The sequence below is a fragment of the Providencia sp. PROV_01 genome, from assembly GCF_053098325.1.
On record NZ_JBRFKD010000002.1, the window covers coordinates 3,225,620 to 3,248,502 of the forward strand.

25 protein-coding genes are annotated in these 22,883 nt (G+C 42.7%); 5 read left to right on the plus strand and 20 right to left on the minus strand.

The window, feature by feature from the left end:
• Positions 1-618: 618 nt before the first annotated feature.
• The 11 genes from flgL to flgB all read right to left on the minus strand — a co-directional run bounded on the left by flgL (position 619) and on the right by flgB (position 10,901).
• Positions 619-1,554: a flagellar hook-associated protein FlgL gene (flgL, locus tag ACU696_RS15810; RefSeq protein WP_109911164.1), complete on the minus strand. Its 936-nt coding sequence runs from the start codon at positions 1,552-1,554 to the stop codon at positions 619-621.
• Positions 1,555-1,582: 28 nt separating this feature from the next.
• Positions 1,583-3,226, minus strand: a complete 1,644-nt coding sequence (flgK, locus tag ACU696_RS15815) for a flagellar hook-associated protein FlgK (protein WP_110731852.1) — start codon at positions 3,224-3,226, stop codon at positions 1,583-1,585.
• 141 nt (positions 3,227-3,367) lie between these two features.
• Positions 3,368-4,348: a flagellar assembly peptidoglycan hydrolase FlgJ gene (flgJ, locus tag ACU696_RS15820; protein ID WP_109911162.1), complete on the minus strand. Its 981-nt coding sequence runs from the start codon at positions 4,346-4,348 to the stop codon at positions 3,368-3,370.
• The gene (locus ACU696_RS15825) at positions 4,348-5,451 is read right to left on the minus strand and encodes a flagellar basal body P-ring protein FlgI (RefSeq protein ID WP_004909881.1); all 1,104 of its coding nucleotides are present in this window, start codon (positions 5,449-5,451) and stop codon (positions 4,348-4,350) included. Before ACU696_RS15825 ends, flgJ begins: the two co-directional genes overlap by 1 nt.
• 35 nt (positions 5,452-5,486) lie before the next feature.
• Positions 5,487-6,269, minus strand: coding sequence for a flagellar basal body L-ring protein FlgH (locus ACU696_RS15830; protein WP_004909879.1), 783 nt, complete (start codon positions 6,267-6,269; stop codon positions 5,487-5,489).
• Positions 6,270-6,339: 70 nt separating this feature from the next.
• Complete coding sequence (flgG, locus tag ACU696_RS15835; RefSeq protein WP_209101355.1) at positions 6,340-7,122, minus strand: flagellar basal-body rod protein FlgG; 783 nt, start codon at positions 7,120-7,122, stop codon at positions 6,340-6,342.
• A gap of 18 nt (positions 7,123-7,140) precedes the next feature.
• Positions 7,141-7,896 (minus strand): flagellar basal body rod protein FlgF, encoded by a 756-nt coding sequence (locus tag ACU696_RS15840; RefSeq protein ID WP_109911160.1) that lies wholly within the window; start codon positions 7,894-7,896, stop codon positions 7,141-7,143.
• A gap of 15 nt (positions 7,897-7,911) precedes the next feature.
• Complete coding sequence (flgE, locus tag ACU696_RS15845) at positions 7,912-9,180, minus strand: flagellar hook protein FlgE (RefSeq protein ID WP_004909872.1); 1,269 nt, start codon at positions 9,178-9,180, stop codon at positions 7,912-7,914.
• A gap of 27 nt (positions 9,181-9,207) precedes the next feature.
• Positions 9,208-10,065 (minus strand): flagellar hook assembly protein FlgD, encoded by an 858-nt coding sequence (locus tag ACU696_RS15850; protein WP_209101353.1) that lies wholly within the window; start codon positions 10,063-10,065, stop codon positions 9,208-9,210.
• A 12-nt stretch (positions 10,066-10,077) separates the two neighbouring features.
• The gene (flgC, locus tag ACU696_RS15855; RefSeq protein ID WP_004909868.1) at positions 10,078-10,482 is read right to left on the minus strand and encodes a flagellar basal body rod protein FlgC; all 405 of its coding nucleotides are present in this window, start codon (positions 10,480-10,482) and stop codon (positions 10,078-10,080) included.
• A 5-nt stretch (positions 10,483-10,487) separates the two neighbouring features.
• Positions 10,488-10,901, minus strand: coding sequence for a flagellar basal body rod protein FlgB (flgB, locus tag ACU696_RS15860; protein ID WP_004255669.1), 414 nt, complete (start codon positions 10,899-10,901; stop codon positions 10,488-10,490).
• A 206-nt stretch (positions 10,902-11,107) separates the two neighbouring features.
• Between flgB and flgA the strand changes: the two genes are divergently transcribed.
• From flgA to ACU696_RS15875, 3 genes are all read left to right on the plus strand, one after another.
• Positions 11,108-11,776, plus strand: coding sequence for a flagellar basal body P-ring formation chaperone FlgA (flgA, locus tag ACU696_RS15865; protein WP_164528951.1), 669 nt, complete (start codon positions 11,108-11,110; stop codon positions 11,774-11,776).
• Between the two features lie 369 nt (positions 11,777-12,145).
• Entirely contained in the window at positions 12,146-12,448 is a 303-nt protein-coding gene (gene flgM, locus ACU696_RS15870) for a flagellar biosynthesis anti-sigma factor FlgM (RefSeq protein WP_209101350.1), read from the plus strand.
• A gap of 11 nt (positions 12,449-12,459) precedes the next feature.
• Positions 12,460-12,900 (plus strand): flagella synthesis protein FlgN, encoded by a 441-nt coding sequence (locus ACU696_RS15875; RefSeq protein ID WP_109911332.1) that lies wholly within the window; start codon positions 12,460-12,462, stop codon positions 12,898-12,900.
• 174 nt (positions 12,901-13,074) lie between these two features.
• On the opposite strand, the gene ACU696_RS15880 is transcribed toward ACU696_RS15875, so the two are convergent.
• The 3 genes from ACU696_RS15880 to flhB form a co-directional block, all read right to left on the minus strand.
• A complete protein-coding gene (locus ACU696_RS15880; protein WP_226537852.1) occupies positions 13,075-13,266 on the minus strand; it encodes a hypothetical protein in 192 nt (63 codons plus the stop codon).
• 191 nt (positions 13,267-13,457) lie between these two features.
• Complete coding sequence (gene flhA, locus ACU696_RS15885; RefSeq protein ID WP_004909858.1) at positions 13,458-15,557, minus strand: flagellar biosynthesis protein FlhA; 2,100 nt, start codon at positions 15,555-15,557, stop codon at positions 13,458-13,460.
• Entirely contained in the window at positions 15,550-16,701 is a 1,152-nt protein-coding gene (flhB, locus tag ACU696_RS15890) for a flagellar biosynthesis protein FlhB (protein ID WP_209101347.1), read from the minus strand. The genes flhA and flhB overlap by 8 nt, the downstream gene beginning before the upstream one ends.
• A gap of 283 nt (positions 16,702-16,984) precedes the next feature.
• Here flhB and ACU696_RS15895 point away from each other — a divergent pair, with 283 nt between their 5' ends.
• Entirely contained in the window at positions 16,985-17,125 is a 141-nt protein-coding gene (locus ACU696_RS15895; protein ID WP_245211118.1) for a CcdB family protein, read from the plus strand.
• Between the two features lie 15 nt (positions 17,126-17,140).
• On the plus strand, positions 17,141-17,698 hold the full coding sequence (locus tag ACU696_RS15900; RefSeq protein ID WP_110731848.1) for a hypothetical protein: 558 nt from the start codon (positions 17,141-17,143) through the stop codon (positions 17,696-17,698).
• Between the two features lie 51 nt (positions 17,699-17,749).
• On the opposite strand, the gene ACU696_RS15905 is transcribed toward ACU696_RS15900, so the two are convergent.
• The 6 genes from ACU696_RS15905 to ACU696_RS15930 all read right to left on the minus strand — a co-directional run bounded on the left by ACU696_RS15905 (position 17,750) and on the right by ACU696_RS15930 (position 22,856).
• Positions 17,750-18,067 (minus strand): helix-turn-helix transcriptional regulator, encoded by a 318-nt coding sequence (locus tag ACU696_RS15905; protein ID WP_004909849.1) that lies wholly within the window; start codon positions 18,065-18,067, stop codon positions 17,750-17,752.
• An 86-nt stretch (positions 18,068-18,153) separates the two neighbouring features.
• Positions 18,154-18,792, minus strand: coding sequence for a protein phosphatase CheZ (locus tag ACU696_RS15910; protein ID WP_110731846.1), 639 nt, complete (start codon positions 18,790-18,792; stop codon positions 18,154-18,156).
• A gap of 24 nt (positions 18,793-18,816) precedes the next feature.
• Positions 18,817-19,209: a chemotaxis response regulator CheY gene (gene cheY, locus ACU696_RS15915; protein WP_004909843.1), complete on the minus strand. Its 393-nt coding sequence runs from the start codon at positions 19,207-19,209 to the stop codon at positions 18,817-18,819.
• Positions 19,210-19,250: 41 nt separating this feature from the next.
• A complete protein-coding gene (locus ACU696_RS15920) occupies positions 19,251-20,318 on the minus strand; it encodes a protein-glutamate methylesterase/protein-glutamine glutaminase (protein ID WP_004909841.1) in 1,068 nt (355 codons plus the stop codon).
• Positions 20,318-21,154, minus strand: a complete 837-nt coding sequence (locus ACU696_RS15925) for a CheR family methyltransferase (protein ID WP_004909839.1) — start codon at positions 21,152-21,154, stop codon at positions 20,318-20,320. Before ACU696_RS15925 ends, ACU696_RS15920 begins: the two co-directional genes overlap by 1 nt.
• Before the next feature lie 133 nt (positions 21,155-21,287).
• Positions 21,288-22,856, minus strand: a complete 1,569-nt coding sequence (locus ACU696_RS15930) for a methyl-accepting chemotaxis protein (RefSeq protein ID WP_109911154.1) — start codon at positions 22,854-22,856, stop codon at positions 21,288-21,290.
• Positions 22,857-22,883: the final 27 nt, after the last annotated feature.

Below are 22,883 nucleotides of genomic sequence, written 5' to 3' on the forward strand. Positions count from 1 at the left end.
GTCGCTCTGAACATGTCACAATAGCCATTCTCTCACATCATTGACTTCTCATTAATATTTTAATAAGTGTCATTATATTTTGTGTATTGTTTCATTTCTTTAATGAATGTATTTAAATATTGTAATTTATTTATATTTTCATAAAGAGGAAATCAGATGAATGATGTAATGGTAGTTACCCCACATAGTAGTTTCCGTGATAATTTGATATACGATGGAATCGCTCCCACAGCACATGGTAATATTTCGTTAAGTGATGCTGCTAATGTATATTGCATGAAACTCACCCAACCAGTTATTAATATTAGTTACAGTAGAATTTGAGAACACATTTAGCCATATTGCAGCTAAAGGAATAGCTCCTAATAAAACAATAATAGTGAAAACCCATTTAGTATTTACCTTAAAAACTCGCATAAATCTCCTATATCACAAAACACTCAAATGAGAATAATACATATTATCATTTAATTATTAAAGTTTATTGCGTAATAAAACATTAATTCAATTTTTTTACATCAAATCTATAACATATTGTCTAACATAGCATTTTTAAAGCTCAAAAAAACCGCGCTTGGATCACTCCAAAGCGCGGTGAGTAAAAATAATATTAAATAATTAACGGCTGCCGAAAAGTGACATGCTGTTTAAGTCTTTAAAAATACTTTGTGAAGCTTCAAACATCGCTTTTTCTTTATAATAATCTGTAGTGGTGCCAGTCCAGTTGGTTTCTAACAACTCACTTTTACGGGCTGCATTTTGAATAGAGCGCGTGTCAGCTAAAAAGTCTAATTTATCAATTTCCTGTAGCTGTAGACCTTGCTTAGCTTCAATGTTGGAAATTTGATCTAATGCGGACTTGATGGCACTGTTCGCTTCACCCAACTCTGCTTGCGCTTGGTCTAAATCTGCTTGTGGTGCTCCTTGCAATGGTTTTTTCAGTGATTCGATACCCGTGTTCAACGCTTTAAAAATATTGACCACACCATTACTGTCTGTATCAAACACTTGCGCACCGGTGAAATAGGTTGTCATCTCACGGTCACTCGCCACATTCTGCATAATGGCTTTATCACCACCGTGATAGAGCACCTCACCACTAGCATCAATTTCAAATGGCGGTTTATCTGATTTAAAACCCGCAAAAATATACCGACCATTTCCATCTGTCGAGTTACCTAACGCCACTAATTGCTCTTTTAAACCCGTTAGCTGTTCAGCCAAAGTACTGCGGTCTTTATCGCTTAAAGCACCTTGGTTTGATGCCTGAATAATCGTGGTATCGATTTGCGTCGTCACATCCGTCATCTGAGTCAAAATACTCATTTGCAATGTCATTCCCGTTTTCGCAAATCCGCGGCTTGCTACATATTGTTGGTTACGGTTTTCTGACTGATTAATCCGCACCGCTTGCGAAGATGCTTGCGGGTCATCAGAAGGCTTGCTTACACGCTTACCAGAAGCTAATTGGCTCCCTGCATCCATCCAACGCGCTTGCGCACTATTCATGTCTTGCAAGCGTTGGTGATAAATCATATTGGTACTTAAACGCATCGCTAAATCCTTATCCTATCGCTAATATTTAGAATGCACGCATCAATGCGTTAAATAAATCATCCACCGTTTTTAGCACTTGCGCATTGGCATTGAAAAACTGTTGGATTTTCTGCATCTGAATACTTTCTTCATTCATATTCACGCCCGAGATAGCTTGTTCTTGCTCATAGAAGCTCTCGGTCATCTTGTTCTGTGTTTCTGAATCAATTTGCGCTTGTTTGGTTTTACTACCCACATCATTAACTAACGTTGCATAGAAATCGGAAAACGTAGAACTACCATCAATCAGTTTTTCGTCTTGTAATTTAACCAGTTCTTTAATGTTTTCATTGTCACCAGGGCCACTGTCTTTGCTTCCCGCTGCCGCAAAATCGGATGCATTGCTGACCAAGGTCTGCATACCGTTGATCACACCACTCACTGGCTTCACCAGAAATGAGTCACCTTTTGACATACCCGTACTATTGCTGATTTTGATTTCTAAACCATCAAATTTCAGTGTCCCTGCCGTATTTGAATCCACAGGTACTTTGGTACCTTCTGGTAAACGTGTGACATTCCATTCACTGCCGTCAAAACGCATCTCGTAGTTATTGCCTGTGACTTTAGACACATCGCTATAACTGAGATCAAAGTCCGCTTTGCCACTATTATGGGTGTTGCTAACGACAGTTCCTTTACCAATTTCAAAGAAGTCTTTGCCCGTGTTGCCGTTGGCATCATAACCTTTGCTATGTACTTCATTGAATTTAGTCGCGAAAACTAATGCTAACTTATTGAGTTTTTGATAAGCCGGGTCCATGACTTCTTGGCGAGAACGCAAAATACCACTGAGTTCCCCACCACGAAATGATTCGTCAGGAATTTCGCGGACTTGGCCATTAGCTCCAACAAAGCCAATACTAAAACGGCTATCATCTTTAGAAGACGGAACCGCTTCCAGACGATTAGCTTTCTCCCCCGTGACTAGTGGTAACCCATTGGCAAAGGTCACATTATAGTTACCGTTTTGCTCAATAACCTTCACTCCAATTAATGAGTTAATTTCATTGACTAAACGGTCACGCACGTCTAATAAATCGTTTGGCTCTGAACCACTTACTGAACGGATCCGTGAAATTTGCTGGTTTAAGCCGGCAATTTTTTCAGCGTAGATATTGATGTCTTTTACTTTATTTTCTATCTGATGATTGGTATCGCGTTCCATTTCCTGCAGACGACGATCCGCTTCTTTAAACTGGCTTAGTAGTGCATTTGAATTGCCTAAAAAAACGTCAATCAACGTTTTGTCACTTGCATCACTGCTAGCTGCATCTAACGCGGTGAAAAAGCTACCAATATTGCTTGAGATATCTTCAATATCATTAGTAAGCAAATCATCAACTTTATTACAATTCTTAACGTACGCCTCATAGTCGCCACTACGTGCGCGGGATTGGCTGTACTGCGCATTGATAAATTCATCAAACTCACGGCGAACATGGCTGAAATAAGTGCCGTTACCAAAATAGCCATTAGGTGTCATCGTACCGGGATTCTCCCCGAAAACAGCACTTTGGCGGTGATAGTAACCCACACCAGCGTTGGCTAAGTTGTTAGAAATAACACTTAACCCGCCTTGTGCAGCGTTCACACCACTGAGCGCATTATTCATTACATTGTTCAGCATAAGCTTTTCCTGTTCTGGGTGCTTATCGCCACCATTGGCTGACACAATGAAAGCGATAGCAACTCAAATTATTTAGAGCATATTTGGTTATCGGAAATTCAGCGTAATTGTTTAGTCCAAACTCCCAATAATTCCGTATTTTTAGAAGATATCGTTCAAATCTATGGTATATGCCTGTACAGCCCTTGAAGCAGAATGACTACCTATTGGTTGATGACCACGTATTTGATTAATCAAAGTAATCAGTTTGTCCGAATAACTCGGGTCTGTGGCATATCCTGCTTGATGTAAACGGCGTGCAGCAATCTCTGGTGTCGGCGCTTTTTTGACGTCTTTATAACGCGGGTTTTCTGTCAATAGATTGATATAATCCGCAATCGCCTCTTCATAAGAGCCATAAACGCGGAAATCATCACGTATTTTGATGGTTTTGCCGTTAATCACTTCTGTTGTCATAATATTCGTAACAGGCCCTTGCCAGTTTTTTCCCGCTTTGATCCCAAATAAGTTATGACTGGTTTTTCCATCTGACTTCAGAATTTCTCGCTGACCCCAACCACTTTCTAATGCCGCCTGTGCTAATACCAGAAAATGTGAAATACCGCTGTCTTGGCTCGCGGCTTTTGCGGGGCCAATTAATCGGCTAATAAAATTGCTGCTGTTAAGCGATAATGCTTTGATTTTTTGGAATGGTGCCGATAGTGCATCGCCCATTGGCGCAAAGTGTCGCATCATTTGTTCCATATTAAATGGTGGTAATGATTGCGCTGTTTTTTCATCTAACGCTAGTAAGCTGTTGGATGTTGGCTCGCTTGAAGTGTGTTGGTCTCGAGTGAGCTGTTGGTACATCATTTCCCCGAAACCTAAACCTTTTTGCGAAAGATCTTGGGCGATTTGCTGGTCATACATACTGGTCAGCATACGAGTTTGGTCGCTGGAAAATAAGCCATCTTGCGGGAGTGCGTCACGCATACTTTTTAGCATCAATTGAACGAATGTTGCCTCAAGTTGCTGCGTGACATGGCGCAGCCCTTGCTCCGAATTTTTATTCAGTTCACCTTTTAACTGCCCCAGTGACTGTAAATCAAATGCGGCACCTTGCAATAGCTGCATGTCACTCATTAGATGATCTCCAGTTTCGCGCGTAAACAACCTGCGCTTTCCATCGCTTGTAATATCGACATCAAATCGTTTGGTGTTGCACCGAGTGTATTCAGTGCTTGAATAACTTGGTTTAATTGCACACTTGCATTGACTTTTTGCAGCGCCCCACCTTGATCACGCACCCCAACATTGGTATTACGAGTCACTACGGTTTGCCCTCCCGCAAATGGGGTATCCGGTTGGCTAACTTGAGTTTGTCTTTCTACCGTAACCGCTAAACTGCCGTGTGCAACAGCACAGCTATCTAAAGTGACACTGCGGTTAATCACTACAGATCCCGTACGCGAATTGAGAATGACTTTCGCCTCAGCCACTGGCGCACGTACATTCAGTTCCTGTACCCGGGCTAAAAAACGCACTTGGTCACGGTTATTGGCAGGCACCAGTAGTTGTACCGTTCTTGAATCTAACGCCGATGCAGTCCCCATACCGCCCATACGGTTAATTGCATCAGCAATATCTTGTGCCAATGTGAAGCTATCTTCGTTTAATTGCAGGTTAATCGCACCGTTTTGCCCGAAACTGCTCGGTAATTCGCGCTCAATAGTCGCTCCACCTGTAATACGGCCACCATTGAGTTGATTAACCTTAATACTACTCCCACCGCCACTGGCACCCGCACCACCCACTAAGATGTTACCCTGAGCCATTGCATAAATTTGCCCATCTACCCCTTTTAGGGGGGTCATCAGCAGCGTACCACCACGTAAGCTTTTCGCGTTACCCATTGAGGAAACAACAATATCTACGGACTGCCCAGTTCGTGCAAAAGGCGGCAATTTCGCGGTGACCATGACCGCTGCCACATTCTTTAATTGCATATTGGTACCCGGCGGAACCGTAATCCCCATTTGTGACAGCATGTTATTCAAGCTTTGTGTGGTAAACGGCGTTTGCATGGTTTGGTCACCTGTCCCATCCAGACCAACGACTAAACCATAGCCAATCAACGCGTTATCTCGTACACCTTGTACGGTAGTTAAATCTTTAATACGCTCACTGTATGCTGAAAAAGCGAAGCAAAAAAATAGTGATAGCAAAATTAATACTTTGTTTTTCATTGAATTATCTCGGCTGTTTTCTCGCTAATGTTTAATTAATAAGGCGAAACATTTAAGAAAAAGCGTTGTAGCCATCCCATGTTTTGCGATTCGTTAATATAGCCGTCGCCCACATATTCAATACGTGCATCAGCGACTTGTGTCGAACTCACATGATTGTCTGAACCAATTGTGCGTGGGTTAACCACTCCCGAGAAACGAATCGACTCAGTACCTTGGTTTATCGCGATACGTTTCTCACCAACCACATGTAAGTTACCGTTCGCCAATAATTGATCTACTGTGACAGTAATGGTGCCTTTAAAGGTGTTGTTGGCATTGGCACCGCCTTTGCCGCTAAAGTCACTGTTACCTTTAATATCTAATTCTGTGTTTTTACCGCCAATCCACCCTTGCATGAAACCCGGTAAGATCGCAGCTAAGAAACCTGTTTTCCCACTACGATTCGCATTCGCAGAGGAATTTTTGCTCGCACTTACGTTTTCTTGCAAATTAATGGTTAAAATATCGCCAACATTACGAGGGCGCCTGTCTTCAAACAACGGTTGATAACCATAATAAGCGGGTTGCGCGCTTTGAAATATCGAGCCATTGGGTGCAGGTGCTGTCGGTGCTGTTGGAATTGCAGTGGTTTGTGTGTCCACTAATGGACGCGATTTGATTTGTGCACAACCGCTGGTAACTAAGACCAAAATGGCAAGTAACCCTGCCTGTTTAGGCGCTATGAAATGCGTTAGCAACGCTGTTTTTTGCTGTTGAGAAATCGTGCCGCTTTCAATCATCATGTTACTCTTTTGCTGCTGTGTACGTTTTATCATCACGAAGAGATCCCTCTCATTGATAACTCATCACTATCGCAATGAGTTATTTTTACGTATTTTTTACCAATTACAATTGCGTTAAGCGCTGTAACATTTGGTCAGAAGCGGATACCGCCTTACTGTTGATTTCATAAGAACGTTGAGTTTGGATCATGTTGACCAACTCTTCTGCCACGTTAACGTTAGAGGTTTCTAACATATGTTGATAAAGTAAACCGGCGCCGTTAGTACCTGGTGCGCTCTCATTTGGTGCACCAGAACTGGCCGTTTCCATATACAGGTTTTCACCCATACTTTCCAAACCGGCGTCATTGATGAAGGTGGTTAATGTTATTTGGCCAATTTGCTGTGGTTGGTTATCGCCATATACAGTGATAGTCACGGTACCATCGCGCGCAATTGACAAGCTATTCGCGTTATCGGGGATCATAATCGCAGGAACGATTTGATAACCACTTGAGGTCACTAACTGGCCATCTTGGTTTGGCTGTAATGCCCCATCACGAGTATAAGCATCTGTACCATCCGGCATTTGCACATGTAAAAAACCTTGCCCTCTGATAGCGATATCGTTGGTATTTCCCGTTTTATTTAATGCGCCTTGCGCATGAATACGCATTGTGGCAACAGGGCGTGAACCTGTACCCATTTGTAAACCAGATGGTAACGAAGTTTGTTCTGAACTCATGGCACCCGGCTGGCGAATATTTTGGTACATTAAATCTTCAAAAACAGCACGTTGGCGCTTAAAACCATTCGTACTAACGTTGGCTAAGTTATTGGAAATAACATCAAGGTTAGTTTGTTGAGCATCAAGCCCTGTTTTGGCAATCCATAATGAGCGGATCATAATAATTCCTTTGTGAAATTAGCTAACAGCGAGCAGTTGGTTCGCCCGTTGTGCATTTTCATCAGCACTGCGGACAACTTTCATTTGCATTTCAAAGTGCCTTGCATTAGCAATCATAGAAACCATCGCTTCCGCGGCATTGACATTACTGCCTTCAATGACTCCCGCGGTGACAATTCCTCGTTCACTTTGTGGCAAAGCATTGCCATTTGCCGCTTGCCCTTGTGGTGATAAATGGAACAAACCATCTTCGCCACGGATCAAGTCTTGCGGTTGCGCTTCAACCACTTTCAAACGCCCGATTTGCCCTAACATCGTTGGCGGGTCAGTGGCTAAAAGTGCGGTAACTGTCCCGTCTGCACCAATGGTTAATTCTGCATTTGGCGGAACGTTAATCGGCCCACCATCACCTTGTAAGCGGCGCTCGCCAATGACAAGTTCACCTTCGCTAGACACTTGGATGTTGCCGTTACGGGTATAAGCCTCTGTGCCATCGGCTAACTCAACAGCCAAAAAATGCTTATCGTTTAACGCAACATCGGTTTGTTTACCCGTATAATTGAGTGGCCCTTGGCTCATATCAGCACCAGGAGTCGATGCCACCACCAGCGTTCTGGTTTGCTCGCTGTCACCATTTATTGGAACGGCACGCATTGCGGACAATTGCGCTTTAAAGCCTGCAGTTGACACATTGGCAATGTTATTTGAAACAATCGCTTGGTTTTCCAGCGCATGACGCGCTCCCCCCATCGCGGTATAAATGACGTGATCCATGGCCACCCTCTTGTTTTATCGTAAGTTAACCAGCGTCTGTAACATCTGATCTTGTGTTTTTATGGTTTGCGCGTTTGATTGGTAATTACGCTGCATCACAATCATGCTGATTAACTCTTGGCTCATATCGACGTTAGAAGATTCCAATGCACCACTGGTTAATTTACCAAACTGGCCGACACCCGGAACACCGTCCATTGGGTTACCAGAGGCATTAGAAGAGGCCCAAACGTTGCCACCTTGGGATACCAGACCATTTGGGTTTGCGAACGCAGATAACGCCACTTGGCCAACCACACGTTTTTGTTGGTTAGAATAGTTAGCGGTAATCAAACCGTTATCTTCAATTTTAAAGGTGGTGTATTCACCAGCAGGATAACCATTCACATCAATCGCACTGACGGAAGATTCGCTGACTTTTTGTTGACGAGTTTTCCCTAAATCAACTTTTAAGGTGCCATCATTTGCACCATTTAGCCCTTTGTATGCAAAATCAAACGTTGTTTCTATTGGCGTTACAACAGGGTCATCACCTGGATTCGGGCCCGGTGTTACCGTTTCTGTCACCAATTTTCCGTTACCATCAAATGACATATCCCCCAGCTTAGTTGCTGCTGTGTCATTCGCATCTTTAGCGTAAGCCGTCCACTTGTTGTCCGCTGTTTTTACAAAATAAACAGAGATTTCATGCGTGTTACCTTGGCTATCATACGCCGTCATGGTTGTACTGAAATTATAAGTCGCGGAATCATCAGGGTTATCAACATCGAAAGCTTTATCTTTGATTTTGTCTTCTGAATTCAAATTAATGGTTAATTTCGCTAACTCCGATGCTTTTGCATCCATCATATCCGTTGGGATATTCAAGCCCTCAGGTACACCACCACTTTGAATGGTAACATTGCCTTTTTCGTCGACACTCGCAGGATAGCCTGTGACCACCATACCTTGGTTATTCACTAGGTTACCGCTTTTATCCCGTAAGAATTGGCCATCTCGGCTGTAATAAGTATCACCGTTTTGGTCTTGTACACGGAAAAAGCCATTTCCGGAGATAGCAACATCTGTCGCTCTATCAGTACGCGTGATTGGGCCATCTTTAAAATTTTGTGTCACCGCGGCCACATTAACACCGAGACCAACACCTGAACCTGCAAACATATCTGCAAATGAGGTTGTCGCTCCTTTAAAACCATTTGTTGCGGAGTTGGCAATATTATTACCAATTGAATCAAGCCCCGCTGAGGCTGCATTTAAGCCACTGACTGCTTGTGAAAAAGACATATTTTCTCCATGAGTATTGGGGGTAAATTAAGAAGATGGATAAACCTTGAAAATGCTGCTCAGCGGGACACTTTGCCCAATGCCAACATCAAGTAATGGTGCGTCAGCCCCTGGAGTCACACCGTTAACACGGGTATACCCCAGTTTGGTGACTTCGATTTCAGCCCCCGAACTGACGGCTTTCACATCAAAGTAATATTTTCCTGTTGTATCTGTGACTAAGTTTCCGTTGTTATCACGACCATCCCACGCCATATCATAGATATCGGGTTTAACTTCCGTATCATAGGTAATGGTTCGCACAACCATTCGGTTTTTATCACGAATAGTAATTTCAACTTTGTCTGCCAATTTCGGTAAAAAGAAACCAAACGGCGAAGAAATATATTCAGATTGCGGCTCTTCACCGCCTTCTTCACCTTCAATAGCCTCTTTATTACTCAGTCCAAATGTTGAAGGGCTATTTGGGCTGATGCCTTCATCAGGAAGCGGGTTTGATGGCTTAGTCACATTGCTGTCTTCACCTGTGCTCTCTTTCTTGAGCGGCGCTAAGATGATTTCATTGCGCGGAATAAGCACACCCTTACCAACCAGCTGAGTGGCTTGTAATGACTGACCTGAACCAATTTGTTGGGAAATACCACTCACGCTATCGCTGAGTTTATTCATGCTTTCAAGCGTGGCTATTTGCGCCAATTGGCTGGTTAAATCCGTGTTTTCCATTGGCTTGGTTGGGTCTTGGTTTTGCATTTGCGTGACAATCATTTTTAAAAAAGTGTCACGCATATCGTCACTTTGACTTTTCTTTGGCACATTACTCGCAGCTGGCTCAGGGCCAGCTGTCGTATTATCCAAAGGGTCGTACATTGTGGCTGCAATTCCCATGAAAACGCTCCCTTACTGGCCTATTGTGAGTGTCTTTTGCAGCAAGGTTTTTGCTGTATTCATCACTTCTAAATTGGCTTGATAGCTACGGGAAGCTGAAATGGTGTTGATCATTTCACCGACCATGTCGACATTTGGCATTTGCACATAGCCTTTTTCATTCGCTGACGGGTGGCCGGGCTTATATTCCATACGAGGTGGCGTAGGGTCTTCTATCAACTCGCTCACACGTACACCACCTACTTCATGGCGCCCTTGTGGTGCCATTTGAAAAACCACTTGTTTTGCACGGTATGGTTGGCCATCAGGCCCTGCTATACTTTCTGCATTGGCCATATTGCTCGCACTGACATTCAAGCGTTGAGATTGCGCGGTCAATGCTGATGCAGAGATATCAAAAATACTCAGTAAAGCCATGAAGATTACCCTTGCTGTAAGACAGCCAACATACTTTTGACGCGGCTATTGATGAATGTAAGGTCGGCCTGATATTTCAGGGTGTTATCTGCGAATTGGCTACGTTCAATGTCCATATCTACCGTATTACCATCCATTGAGGTTTGGTAAGGAACTCGATATTTCAGGTCAATATTGGGGGCTTTGCCTCCTCGCCCTTCGATATGCCCTTTCGAAGTGACAGCAAGAGTCACACCTTTTCCCCCTACCACACCTTTATCCATGGCTTGTTGAAGTTGACGATTAAAGTCAATATCACGTGCTTGGTAGCCGGGTGTATCGGCATTAGCAATGTTTGAAGCTAATACGGTCTGCCTTGCTTCGCGTATTGACAAAGCCTGTTGCTGGAAAGCAAACGTGGCGTTTAATTTATCAATCATAGTGGCCCTCAATGGAGATAACGCGATCCCTGATTTGAACGTTCGCGAGTAAAAATTAAAATTCGACCTGCATATCTTAGCGGCCTACGAAAAATTCTAATGGCGAGATAAAGGCAAAATAATTGACCTATTTGGCTCATTCGTTATTTCAGAGCTGCGTAAACTGCAATCGTGAAAAAGTTTGCTTGCTGGGGGAGATAAAAGGGATGTATTACGCTAAAAAATTGCCATTATACTTGGTAATCAGCTTATTAGGGCTTACTCCAACACTTTCTCAAGCGTCGTTACCTCAAGACATCAACCAATACTTTCGACAAATTCATGGGAAAGGCAAGCAAGTTTCAATTGAGATTAAAACACCGATTGAGCGTTGGCCGACTTGTGAAAACCCCCAGCTCAACCCCCCAGTTGGTGGGCGCAATATGGGTAATGTTTCCCTACCGATACAATGTGGTAAGAAAAAGCAGTTTATTCAGCTTACCGTGAATGTGACAGGTCAGTATTACGTGGCAACACGTAATATAAATAGAGGGGAATCCATACAATTTGTCGATATCGGTACCAAGAAGGGCTTATTACATAAACTCCCCACAGGTGCAAGCACCGATAAAATCGCGCTACGTGGTGCGATAGCCCTGCGTAATATTCCTGCCGGGCAAACATTCACAAAATCAATGACAAGACAGCCTTGGGCAATAAAAGCGGGACAAACGGTATTTGTGTTCGCCAATGGTGATAATTTTTCAGTGAAATATGAAGGTCGTGCCATTAATAATGCCACTGCCGGCCAAAATACCCGAGTACGCTTGTTAAATGGGCAAGTGGTGAATGGGGAAGCGTTAGAAAATGGCAGTGTCCAAGTGGTATTGAGGTAAAGATAACCCCATTGATACGCTAAATAATTCGAGTTGCAGCTAGGCGACAAGTGAAGATAGACCGATGAACATACATGAGTCTATGATTCGGCTAGCTGAGTGCAGTCAACAACGCTGCAACTTGCAGTAATACGAGTATATACTCTAAATAATTCGAGTTGCAGCTAGGCGACAAGTGAAGATAGACCGATGAGCATACATGAGTATGTGATTCGGCTAGCTGAGTGCAGTCAACAACGCTGCAACTTCAAGTATGACGAGTATAGCTGGTGAATGATGCAATATTTTGTAACACTATAGACACTAAAGATTCATCAATATAAGCCGATAACTGACATATGACAAAAATCGGGAATAGGAAAATACATTATGGCTATTGAGCAAACATCTGCAATTCCTGCGCTGACTCAGGTGACAAACCGCGACCCACAAGATGCGGCTGCCCCGATGCGCGACAAAAAAGTATCCAGCAATGAAGTCGTTCAAGAGAGTTCTTTTGCGCCAAGTGAGTTACAAAAAAAATTATTGCAACCTCAAGCTAGCGATATTAACAGTGCTAAAGTTGAGCAAATCAAACAAGCTATCAAAGATGGCACCTTAAAAATGGACGCTGAAAAAATTGCCGATGGCATTTTACGTGATGCCCATGAATGCATGTTATCAATGAAATAAAAATAGCCATCATGACTGACGAATTACTGATATTACTCGAGCAACAACTCTCTCACTTGCAATCATTACAGATAGTAATGAAAAATGAAGAGTTATTATTAGGTTATCACCGTGTACCACCTTCGCCTTTTCAAGAAACCACTGAACAAAAACGGTTTCTGGTTGCCGCAATTGGTCATGGTGAAACAAACCGCTTGGCATTAGAAGCACAAGCGGAGGTTAGTGCACCTTATGAGAACAATGACGCACTAGCTGGGGTATGGGAAGCCATTAAAACCTTAACCACCAACCTAAAAGAGCTGAATTATCGTAATCACCAGATGCTGCAATTGCATATTGAGCTAAATGCTCAGCGCCTAAACTTTGTGAAAAAGCATAATAACCAGTCTACTTATGGTGCTGATGGCTTAGAGTCAAAGCGCCCTATATTAGGTAAGAAAATTTCAATTTAAGGTTGTTTTGTATTTTTAAACTAAAAAGGATTACCCTTTCATGTACTAGATAATAAACACCTTTTCATCAATTAGTTTGAGTAGCCTTAATGCTGCACCATTTGGTTTAATCTCCCCTCTTTCCCATTTAGAAACACTTTCCTTGGTCATATTTAATATCGAAGCGAGAGAAGATTAAGAAATATTATTTTGCTCACAAATACGTTTAATGTCTTCTCCTGTCATAGACTTAGGGTTGGTGAATTTTTTCTTAAGCTCTTGTGTTTTTATCCGCGCCTCGATACGGCGAGCCGCGGTGCCATCAGCACCACCAATTGCTTTCATTTCTTGAGCAAATTTCAGTAACTCATTTATTTTATTATTCATAATGAATCCCCACCAACAGGTTAGCTTCAACTCACTATAATTTTTACTATAGTAAAAATTATCATGGTTAAGGAAGAAAATATGCTAATTAAGCAAAGTCTTGGAATAAAAAAAGAGGAAAATTACCGTATCCTATTGGCAATTTTCCTCTTTTTAATACTGTAGCTAAATGGCAAATAATACCGATAGAATTAACTGCCGCTGATCATTGACGTCATTCTGATCTTACGGTGGTCAGTCATTTCTAAATTCGACATGACCACTAGCTGTGGCAGGCTGCGCCGCAAGAAACGCGATAAAATTAGGCGTAAGCCATGGTTAACTAATAATACCGTTGGGGCTCCCATCGCCTCTTGGTGTGCCACGGCTTGCTCCGCTTGAGTTTGAATAAACTGCGCCAAGTTTGGCTCTAATCCCCCGCCATTTTTAGCGGCTTGCAGTAAGATCTGTTCAAGACTAGCTTCTAAACCGATAACTTGAATTTCTTCTGCATTACCAAACCATTGCTGGGTGATAGCCCGACCTAACGCAATTCTCACTTGTGACGTCAGGTAATCCGTATCTTTATTCTCACCATTTTCCCCCGCCATTTCAGCTAAGGTTTCAATGATGGTACGCATATCGCGGATTACCACATCTTCCATTAATAAATTTTGTAGTACACGGTGCAAAATGGTTAACGAAATGGTATCTGGGATCAGGTCATCTGCCAATTTTGGCATCTCTTTTTTCACACGATCATACAACATTTGTGCTTCTTGGCGGCCAAATAAGGTGCTGGAGTTTTGCAACAAAATTTGATTAAAATGAGTTGCCACTGCGGTACTCGCAGATACCACGGTATACCCTTGTATTTGCGCTTGCTCACGTAAATCATCATCAATCCAGATTGCAGGTAAACCAAATGCAGGCTCTTTGGTGACGTCGCCTTGTAACGACCCGGCGGCATTACCTGGGTCAATAGCCAGGCTACGACCAGGCTGTGCTTCTCCCCGCCCAACTTCTGCACCTTTGATCAGAATTCGGTATTCACAGGGGGAAAGCGCCAAGTTATCGCAAATATGTACGACAGGTGGTAAATACCCCACTTCTTGAGCAAATTTCTTACGTAAACCACGCAGTCGCCCTAATAATTCACCTTGCTGGTCATTATCAACTAAGGGAATCAACCGATACCCCACTTCCATCGCCAACAAATCTTCTAGTTGCACGTCATCCCACGTGGCTTCAACCACTTTATTTGCTTCTTGGAAATGCTGCGATTGGCTATTATCTCCCGTGGCACTTTCGGGTTGTTGCGATTTACGCACTAAATACCAACCAAGGGCGGCCAGTGCTGCAGTAAATAGCAAGAAAACAAAGTTAGGCATACCCGGAATCAAACCGATTAGGCCTAAAACGCCTGCGCTCAACCACATCACTCGCGGGTTATTAAATAGCTGGGTGACCATCTGCTCACCCACATCTTCATCGGTTGCCACTCGAGTGACAATAACCCCAGCAGCCGTTGAAATAATCAAAGCAGGAATTTGCGCCACAAGGCCATCACCGATGGTCAGCAAGGTATACGCACTTGTCGCCTCACCCAATGACATATTGTGTTGACCAACACCGATAATTAACCCGCCAACCACGTTGATCACCATAATCATGATCCCCGCAATCGCATCCCCACGCACGAACTTACTCGCACCATCCATTGAACCGTAAAAATCCGCTTCTTGAGTCACTTCCGCACGGCGTTTTTTCGCTTCATCATCCGTAATGATACCTGCGTTCAAGTCGGCATCGATGGCCATCTGTTTACCCGGCATACCATCTAACACAAAGCGAGCGCCCACTTCCGCAATACGCCCTGCTCCCTTAGTGATAACCATAAAGTTAATCAGTACAAGAATAATGAACACCACAATACCGATGGCAAAGTTACCGCCCACCAAAAAGTGACCAAAAGCTTCGACAACTCGTCCAGCTGCATCTGGCCCTGTATGGCCATCTAACAAAATAATTCGCGTTGAGGCGATATTCAAAGAAAGGCGCAATAAGGTTGCAAATAGCAAAATGGTTGGAAATGCAGCAAAGTCTAATGTGCGCTTAGTGAACATCGCCACTAATAGCACCATAATAGAAAGTGCAATATTGAAGGTAAACAGTAAATCCAATAAAAATGCCGGCAATGGCAGTACCATCATCGACAAAATCAATAAGATAAGAACCGGTCCAGCAAGTATTTGCCACTGCGTTCCCTGTAAATTTTTAGGCAATTTTAATAATGAAGCCAAATTAGCCATCGCGATTGTTATCTCCAGCAAAGTCCAGCGTCGGTGGCACTGGCAAATTTTTCGGTTTTTTTGGTCTGAGTCCACCTTCACGACGCCAGCGGCGCAATTGGTAAACCCATGCTAAAACTTCTGCAACCGCCGCATATAAGGCAACAGGAATGCTTTGGCCTATCTCCGCATGGCGATATAGCGCACGAGCAAGCGGCGGTGCTTCTAACTGTAATATTCGGTGCTCTTCACCAATTTCCTTGATGCGCTGAGCCAATACGCCCGCACCTTTCGCTAATACTTTTGGCGCCCTCATTTTTTTGTCGTCATATTTAAGGGCAACCGCATAGTGTGTCGGGTTAGTGACGATGACGTCCGCACTTGGGACATCCGCCATCATTCGGTTACGCGCAATCGCACGCTGTTGTTGGCGAATTTTGGCTTTAATCTGCGGGTCACCCTCTTGCTGCTTGAATTCATCTTTAATTTCCTGACGACTCATGCGCAATTTTTTTAAATGGGAGCGAAACTGATAGAAAACATCAAAAGCCACCATCGGGATCAGCAAAAACACAATTAAATACCCGGCAAAAATGACTTTCTGTAGTGCATTACTTAGCGCCGTAACCGGTGATTCCATCACTAAATGCAGTAATGATGGCCAACTTTGCCAAAGAAAAATAAACGCCCCTAAACCCACAAATAAGGATTTTAAAATTGCTTTAAATAACTCAGATAACGCATTCATCGAAAAAATACGCTTTAGCCCTTTGATTGGATTTAACTTTTTCAAATCAAATTTAATCAACTTGCTATTAAAAACGAGCCCACCCACTAACGATGACGCAGAAATCCCCACCAAAGCTAACCCACCAATCACGGGTAATAAGGCAAATAAAGCCTCACTGACAACACGTCCTAAATAGCTGATCATCAAGCCTGTGTTTTGTAAGTAATGACCATCAAAAATAAAACCCTGACGAGCTATTTGCCGCAGTTGTGCCGCCAAATGTCCGCCACTTAACCATAGCAAGCTCACGCCAGCTAACATCATCATTAGCGAACTCAATTCTTTTGAACGAACGATTTGCCCATCATCTTTGGCTTTTTGCTTTTTATGGGGGGTGGGCTCTTCTGTTTTTTCTACATCACTCTCGTCGGACACCGTGATTCCAAAATTTAATGAAAATACGAGTTATCGCTATAGCATGACAGAGTGTAAAAAAATCAATGGTGGAAAATAGACGTAGTTCAAGGGGGTTATTTGGCTATTGAGCAATAAGCATGCTTAATTTCACATGCCTGAACACGTGTAATTAAGGAGATACCATGAGTACAATGGCTCAAAGCATGAAAAAAACGCCAGTGTCACTATCGCGCCTGAACTTTATGAGCAAGCAAGGCTTGTTAAAAAAACATTACCTGTACGCCTAAATCCACAATTATCAATCAACGGGCAGGTTTTCATTTTAATGACTCATCAAATGGCTTGCGTCCCTCATTCATTATTAGGGAAAAAAATCGTTGACTTAAGTTGCCAACGAGACAACATTAAACACGCAATCGACTTACTTATTAATGGCTTTTAACAATAAAGGGTTATTATGGATACTTGCCACCTTGTTGCCCCAGATATTTCCTTAGAAGATGCCCCCAAACATGCCCAGCGCATGCTTGACTGGCTAAAAGAACAAGGCATTATTGACCCACATTTCCAAGGCGTTGAATATGGTGAAGTCATTTATCGCCCTACACCCGCTCACAAAGAACCCATTTTGTACGTCATTAATGATGAAATCGTCCCAACCCAACTCCCGGAAGATATGCTAAAAAATTACCTGTCTATCGTAACTGAACACACGGTTTTTCACGCAGGTGGCAATGGCCTCGGTATTTACTGCCCACAATGTGCCAGTGAACAAAGCGAACAGAGCCATGCATGGAGCGATACGGTATCTGATTGGTATGAGGGAAAACCAGAAAACCTCGCTTGTTTTTGTTGCGATTTTCATGGTCCACTTAATGCGTGGCAATTTGATCCGCAATGGGCATTCGGTAATTTAGGTTTTAGTTTTCATAATTGGGATGTCCGCGATGATTTTATTGAGCTATTTGCACAAATACTTGGCAGTAAGATCATCGCAGTCTATCAACATGATTAGCGATTAAATACTCACCTGAATACATATAGATTTACTTATACACTATATAATTCAGGGCTTAGAAGGAAAATCCAAGGTAAGGCTCAAGCCAACCGCTTCCGCATATTTTAATAATGTGCCTAATTTCGGGTCGAATTGCGCTTTTTCCAAACGCGACACGTTTTGCTTTTGAGTTTGCATTTTTTCTGCAATTTGCATCTGGGTTAAGTTATTGGCTAAACGCGCTTTTTTAAGTTGATTGATTAACGCTTGCCTCATTTGTAATTCTGAAGAGCACTCATCAACATCCCCGTTATTTTCTTGAACGATATCAGCTTGTTCTTTTTGTTCTTTAATCACGAAAGTAGAAATTAAATCGTTATTTATCATTGCAATCCCTTCCTTGTAACGCAAGTACAATAAAACTACCCTAATCCTATGTAATTAGAGTAGTTTAATTAAAATCTTGTTAGCAATTAGAAACCTAACTCATCAAGTAAATCATCAACCTGAGACTGTGATGCCATGACATTAACGCCTTCTTTATTGATTTGCGGGCCATTGAGCAAACTTTCGTTTTGCGTTTTCGCACGCATTTCAGGTGGCGTATTTTCCATTAATAATGCAAGCAGTTGTTTTTCAGCTTCTTCAACCACTTCCATCATTTTTTTGATGACTTGTCCTGTTAAATCTTGGAAATCTTGTGCCATCATGATTTCCAACAACTCTGCTTTAGTCGTTTCGCTGTCTTGGATCACCTGTCCTAAAAAGGCTTCTGTTGACTCACGCAATTGTGCAGGAACCGCATCTCCAGCGGTTTCTTGCCACTGCTGTTGCAGCACCTGCGCATTTTTATTCATTTCCACTTGCAGTGGTTTGATGACATCAATGCCATTTAAGGTTTTTTCTGCCGCTTGCGCCGTCATTTGTGCGATATAACGCAGCCTGTCTTTTCCGTCTGGAATACTCGCCACGGCTTGTTGAACGCTTTTTTCTAGGCCCAATTCGCGCATACTTTCACGCAGGGTTCTCATTAGCGTACCAATGCGTGTAATGACTTGTTTTAAATCATCATTACCATTGCGAATACCTTCCATACCCACTTGTTCAGTCATGAAAATCTCCTTTGGCACGCACTGTTATTGCAGACCCATTTTTTCGAATACTTTATTCAATTTTTCTTCTAAAATAGCGGCAGTGAACGGCTTAACTACGTAACCACTCGCACCCGCTTGTGCAGCCGCAATAATATTTTCTTTTTTCGCTTCAGCCGTCACCATCAAAACTGGGATGTGCTTTAATGCATCATCACCGCGAATAGTTTTGAGCAGTTCTAAACCATCCATATTTGGCATATTCCAATCGGCAACCACAAAATCGATGCTGCCTGCACGAATTTTCTCTAAGGCATCAACACCGTCTTCCGCTTCTTCTATTTTATTAAATCCGAGCTCTTTTAATAAGTTACGGACGATGCGGCGCATAGTAGAAAAATCATCAACAACCAAAAAACTGAGATCTTTAGCGGCCATAACCACTCCTTCAAAATACAATTGTGAATTCCTGCCCCGGGTTAAACCGTGACAGAAGAAAGTCTTGCTAAAACACTTGGGGCAATCTTGAGAATATCTTGCACTTCATCCGCAGCTCCCATTTCAATCGCAGCACGCGGCATACCAAATACCACACAACTACTTTCGTTTTGTGCGTAAGTGATTGCCCCCTGCTTACGTAAATTTAATAGTCCTTTCGCTCCATCCATCCCCATTCCCGTCAATAAAATACCAATGCATTTTCGCCCAACACATTGAGCTACTGAATCGAACAACACATCAACAGAAGGACGGTGCCGGTTAACAGGTTCGCTTTGCTGTAAAATGACTTGAAATCCCTTGCCTTTATCGGCAATCAACATATGCGAATCGCCTGGTGCGATATATGCATGGCCTTTTTGTAATAGCTCGTTGTGTTCAGCTTCTTTTACGGTCAATACACACAGCTTATTTAAGCGATCAGCAAAAGAACGCGTAAAACCCGCAGGCATATGCTGAGTGATCACGACAGGTGGGCATTCATGAGGTAACATTTCCAGAAATTGACGTATCGCCTCTGTTCCACCTGTCGATGCGCCAACCGCAATCACACGGCTGTTACAAACATAGGGAGAGAGCGCTTTGGCTTGAGAAACTGGCTCACTGACCTTTTTGTCCGGACGAGCAAAACGGCTGCGCTGAGTAATTTTTGACATAGCTGCTGCGCGAATTTTTTCACCAATAATATCGCGATAACTCATCATGGTTTCACGAATACCAATTTGCGGTTTCGTGACAAAATCCACAGCACCTAATTCCAGCGCCTTTAATGTCACTTCAGAACCTTTCGACGTTAATGTTGAAACCATGACCACAGGCATTGGGTGTAAGCGCATTAATTTCTCTAAGAAATCAATACCATCCATTCGTGGCATTTCCACATCTAACGTAATCACATCCGGCTCATATTGCTTGATTAAATCACGAGCAACATAAGGGTCTGGTGCGGTATCAACCACTATCATGTCATCATGGCTATTAATAATTTCGCGCATTAATTGGCGCATCAGTGCTGAGTCATCCACACATAGCACTTTAATTTTTTTCATTACCCCCTCCTCGCCGCTTGCAAGCTGTAGACGGTTTGCCCTTTAATAACGAAACTTTGTGATAACTGCGATAAATTTTCAGAATGCCCAATAAATAACAAACCATCTGGCTTAAGCAATGGAGCAAAACGCTCCAGCATTTTTATCTGCATCTCTTTATCAAAATAAATCATGACGTTACGACAAAAAATCGCATCAAATCGATGTTGCATTTGCCAATCATGGTCACTCAAATTTAAATAACGAAATTCAATCATTTGGCGTAATGCTGGCTTGACTCGCGCATAGCCATCAAACTCGCCAACGCCTTTCATAAAATAGCGTTGTCTCTGTAATGCCGTTAAAGACTTCAGCTCTTCTATGCGATACACGCCTTGTTTCGCTTTTTCTAGCACTTCCGTGTCAATGTCACTGGCAATGACTTTGGCATTAATTGCGTTTGGCCCAAGCACATCACTCAATGTCATGGCTATCGAATATGGCTCTTCTCCTGTTGAAGATGCAGCGCACCAAATATTAATCGCGCTATTTTTACGTGTGCGAACAAAGTCTGCTAGCGTCACAAAGTGGTGCGGTTCACGAAAAAATGCGGTTAAATTTGTCGTCAGAGCATTCACGAAAGCTTGCCATTCTGCATGGTGAGGCTCACGCTCTAACATCCGTAAATAATCGGAAAAATTGTCGATATTACAATCACGCAACCGCTTTAACAGCCGGTTATAGACCATATTTTTTTTATTCATGGTGAGGACAATGCCTGATTTTTTATGAATAAATCGACAAACCCGACCAAACTCATCATCAGTCAGTGGTTCTACCTGTGGTACAAAAAGCATCGTACTTGTCGTCCTATTCAATAAAAACCCAGAGGCAGCCAGTTATTTGGCTGCCTTTTAGGATGGATAACCTAAGAAAAAATAACCAGTTACGATTATCCACCGAAAACTCAAAAACGAGTTTTCACAACACTTAACGCCGATTACGATTTAATTGACTTTCAGGTAATTCAAAGAATGCAACCGTATCAACTAAGTTGTTCGCTTGATCTTCTAGCGCTGCCGTCGCACTGGTCGATTGCTCAACTAACGCCGCATTTTGTTGTGTGACTAAGTCCATTTGGCTTACTGCTGTTGCGACTTGCTCAATACCACGGCTTTGCTCATTGGATGCAGAGGCAATATTACCCATTAATTCAGTAACTTGGTTAACTGCAGCAACCAATTCACTCATAGTTGCTCCTGCTTCATTAACTAATTGAGAACCTTGGCTGACTCTGCCAACAGATTCATCAATCAAGGTTTTAATTTCTTTTGCCGCTTCCGCACTACGCTGAGCTAATGCTCTAACCTCACCAGCAACCACAGAGAAACCGCGCCCCTGTTCACCCGCTCGAGCAGCTTCAACAGCAGCATTCAATGCTAAAATATTGGTTTGGAAGGCGATGCCATCAATCACACTAATAATGGCACTGATTTTTTGTGAGCTATTGGAAATGGAAGTCATGGTGTCAATCACGTCTTCGGTGATCTCTCCGCCTTTCGTTGCGGTTTTCGATGCGCTAACAGCAAGTTCACTGGCTTGGCGCGCGTTATCCGCATTCTGCTTAACCGTAGCGGTTAACTCTTCCATACTGGCTGCGGTTTCTTCAAGTGATGCCGCTTGCTGTTCAGTACGTGAAGATAAATTATTATTTCCTAACGCGATTTCACGGATACCAGTGTACATTTGGTCCGTATTTGAACGTAGCGCTGTTACTGAAGTCGCTAGAGACTCCTGCATGTCTTTTAACTTACCAAACACTTCACCAATTTCATCACGGGTAGTGACTTCAATTTTCTGATTGAGTTTACCATCAGCCACTAATGCAAAGTGCTCTCCCATACTTTTCAATGGGTTAATCACTTTACGTTTCATCCAGTAGTTAACAAAAACAATAACGGCAAGGATAATAACAATCACTGAAGCGAATGAACTCCACGCAAACGTGTTATACATTCTTGCTGCTGCAAGAGATTCATCATTTTCAGCATTCAGTAATTCAAGGTATTCCTCGACAACTTGCTCCAACTGATCCTGGTTTTCTTGGGCAGGAAGTTCAATATAGGCTGCAATATCTTTATTATCTAAATGTGTTTTTAATGCTTTGAGTGTCAATACAAAGGCTTGATACCGAGCCTCAAGAGCGGCGAGATTTTCTTTCTCACTCAAAAGAGGCTGGTTTTTAAACGTGGTGTAATCTTTCTCAGCTTCTTCGAGTAATTTATCAAAAGTTACTCTCGTTTCTTCAATCAACGGTTCGTTACCACCCACTTTATGCAGCAAAGCAATTTGCGTTAAGCTGTTGCGTGCTTGCATTAGGTGTTTACTGGTTTCTTCAAGCATCGCTCGCTTATCAGACCCCAAATCAATACGCTCTAAAGATTTTAATTCACTTACAACAATCCCGACAGAAACCCCGCTAGACACAATCTGCATCCCACAAAATAAAATGAGAAGTAGATACAAACTCACCGAAATTCGGATATTTTTACCAAACATAGAAATCCCCACTTGTGCCAGCTAAGA

What these genes read in the sequence shown, in the direction of transcription:
- flgL (WP_109911164.1), bottom strand. Translation starts at nt 1,554, where the DNA reads ATGCGTTTAAGTACCAATATGATTTATCACCAACGCTTGCAAGACATG.
- flgK (WP_110731852.1), bottom strand. Translation starts at nt 3,226, where the DNA reads ATGCTGAACAATGTAATGAATAATGCGCTCAGTGGTGTGAACGCTGCA.
- flgJ (WP_109911162.1), bottom strand. Translation starts at nt 4,348, where the DNA reads ATGAGTGACATGCAGCTATTGCAAGGTGCCGCATTTGATTTACAGTCA.
- ACU696_RS15825 (WP_004909881.1), bottom strand. Translation starts at nt 5,451, where the DNA reads ATGAAAAACAAAGTATTAATTTTGCTATCACTATTTTTTTGCTTCGCT.
- ACU696_RS15830 (WP_004909879.1), bottom strand. Translation starts at nt 6,269, where the DNA reads ATGATAAAACGTACACAGCAGCAAAAGAGTAACATGATGATTGAAAGC.
- flgG (WP_209101355.1), bottom strand. Translation starts at nt 7,122, where the DNA reads ATGATCCGCTCATTATGGATTGCCAAAACAGGGCTTGATGCTCAACAA.
- ACU696_RS15840 (WP_109911160.1), bottom strand. Translation starts at nt 7,896, where the DNA reads ATGGATCACGTCATTTATACCGCGATGGGGGGAGCGCGTCATGCGCTG.
- flgE (WP_004909872.1), bottom strand. Translation starts at nt 9,180, where the DNA reads ATGTCTTTTTCACAAGCAGTCAGTGGCTTAAATGCAGCCTCAGCGGGG.
- ACU696_RS15850 (WP_209101353.1), bottom strand. Translation starts at nt 10,065, where the DNA reads ATGGGAATTGCAGCCACAATGTACGACCCTTTGGATAATACGACAGCT.
- flgC (WP_004909868.1), bottom strand. Translation starts at nt 10,482, where the DNA reads ATGGCTTTACTGAGTATTTTTGATATCTCTGCATCAGCATTGACCGCG.
- flgB (WP_004255669.1), bottom strand. Translation starts at nt 10,901, where the DNA reads ATGATTGATAAATTAAACGCCACGTTTGCTTTCCAGCAACAGGCTTTG.
- flgA (WP_164528951.1), top strand. Translation starts at nt 11,108, where the DNA reads ATGTATTACGCTAAAAAATTGCCATTATACTTGGTAATCAGCTTATTA.
- flgM (WP_209101350.1), top strand. Translation starts at nt 12,146, where the DNA reads ATGGCTATTGAGCAAACATCTGCAATTCCTGCGCTGACTCAGGTGACA.
- ACU696_RS15875 (WP_109911332.1), top strand. Translation starts at nt 12,460, where the DNA reads ATGACTGACGAATTACTGATATTACTCGAGCAACAACTCTCTCACTTG.
- ACU696_RS15880 (WP_226537852.1), bottom strand. Translation starts at nt 13,266, where the DNA reads ATGAATAATAAAATAAATGAGTTACTGAAATTTGCTCAAGAAATGAAA.
- flhA (WP_004909858.1), bottom strand. Translation starts at nt 15,557, where the DNA reads ATGGCTAATTTGGCTTCATTATTAAAATTGCCTAAAAATTTACAGGGA.
- ACU696_RS15900 (WP_110731848.1), top strand. Translation starts at nt 17,141, where the DNA reads ATGGATACTTGCCACCTTGTTGCCCCAGATATTTCCTTAGAAGATGCC.
- ACU696_RS15905 (WP_004909849.1), bottom strand. Translation starts at nt 18,067, where the DNA reads ATGATAAATAACGATTTAATTTCTACTTTCGTGATTAAAGAACAAAAA.
- ACU696_RS15910 (WP_110731846.1), bottom strand. Translation starts at nt 18,792, where the DNA reads ATGACTGAACAAGTGGGTATGGAAGGTATTCGCAATGGTAATGATGAT.
- cheY (WP_004909843.1), bottom strand. Translation starts at nt 19,209, where the DNA reads ATGGCCGCTAAAGATCTCAGTTTTTTGGTTGTTGATGATTTTTCTACT.
- ACU696_RS15920 (WP_004909841.1), bottom strand. Translation starts at nt 20,318, where the DNA reads ATGAAAAAAATTAAAGTGCTATGTGTGGATGACTCAGCACTGATGCGC.
- ACU696_RS15925 (WP_004909839.1), bottom strand. Translation starts at nt 21,154, where the DNA reads ATGCTTTTTGTACCACAGGTAGAACCACTGACTGATGATGAGTTTGGT.
- ACU696_RS15930 (WP_109911154.1), bottom strand. Translation starts at nt 22,856, where the DNA reads ATGTTTGGTAAAAATATCCGAATTTCGGTGAGTTTGTATCTACTTCTC.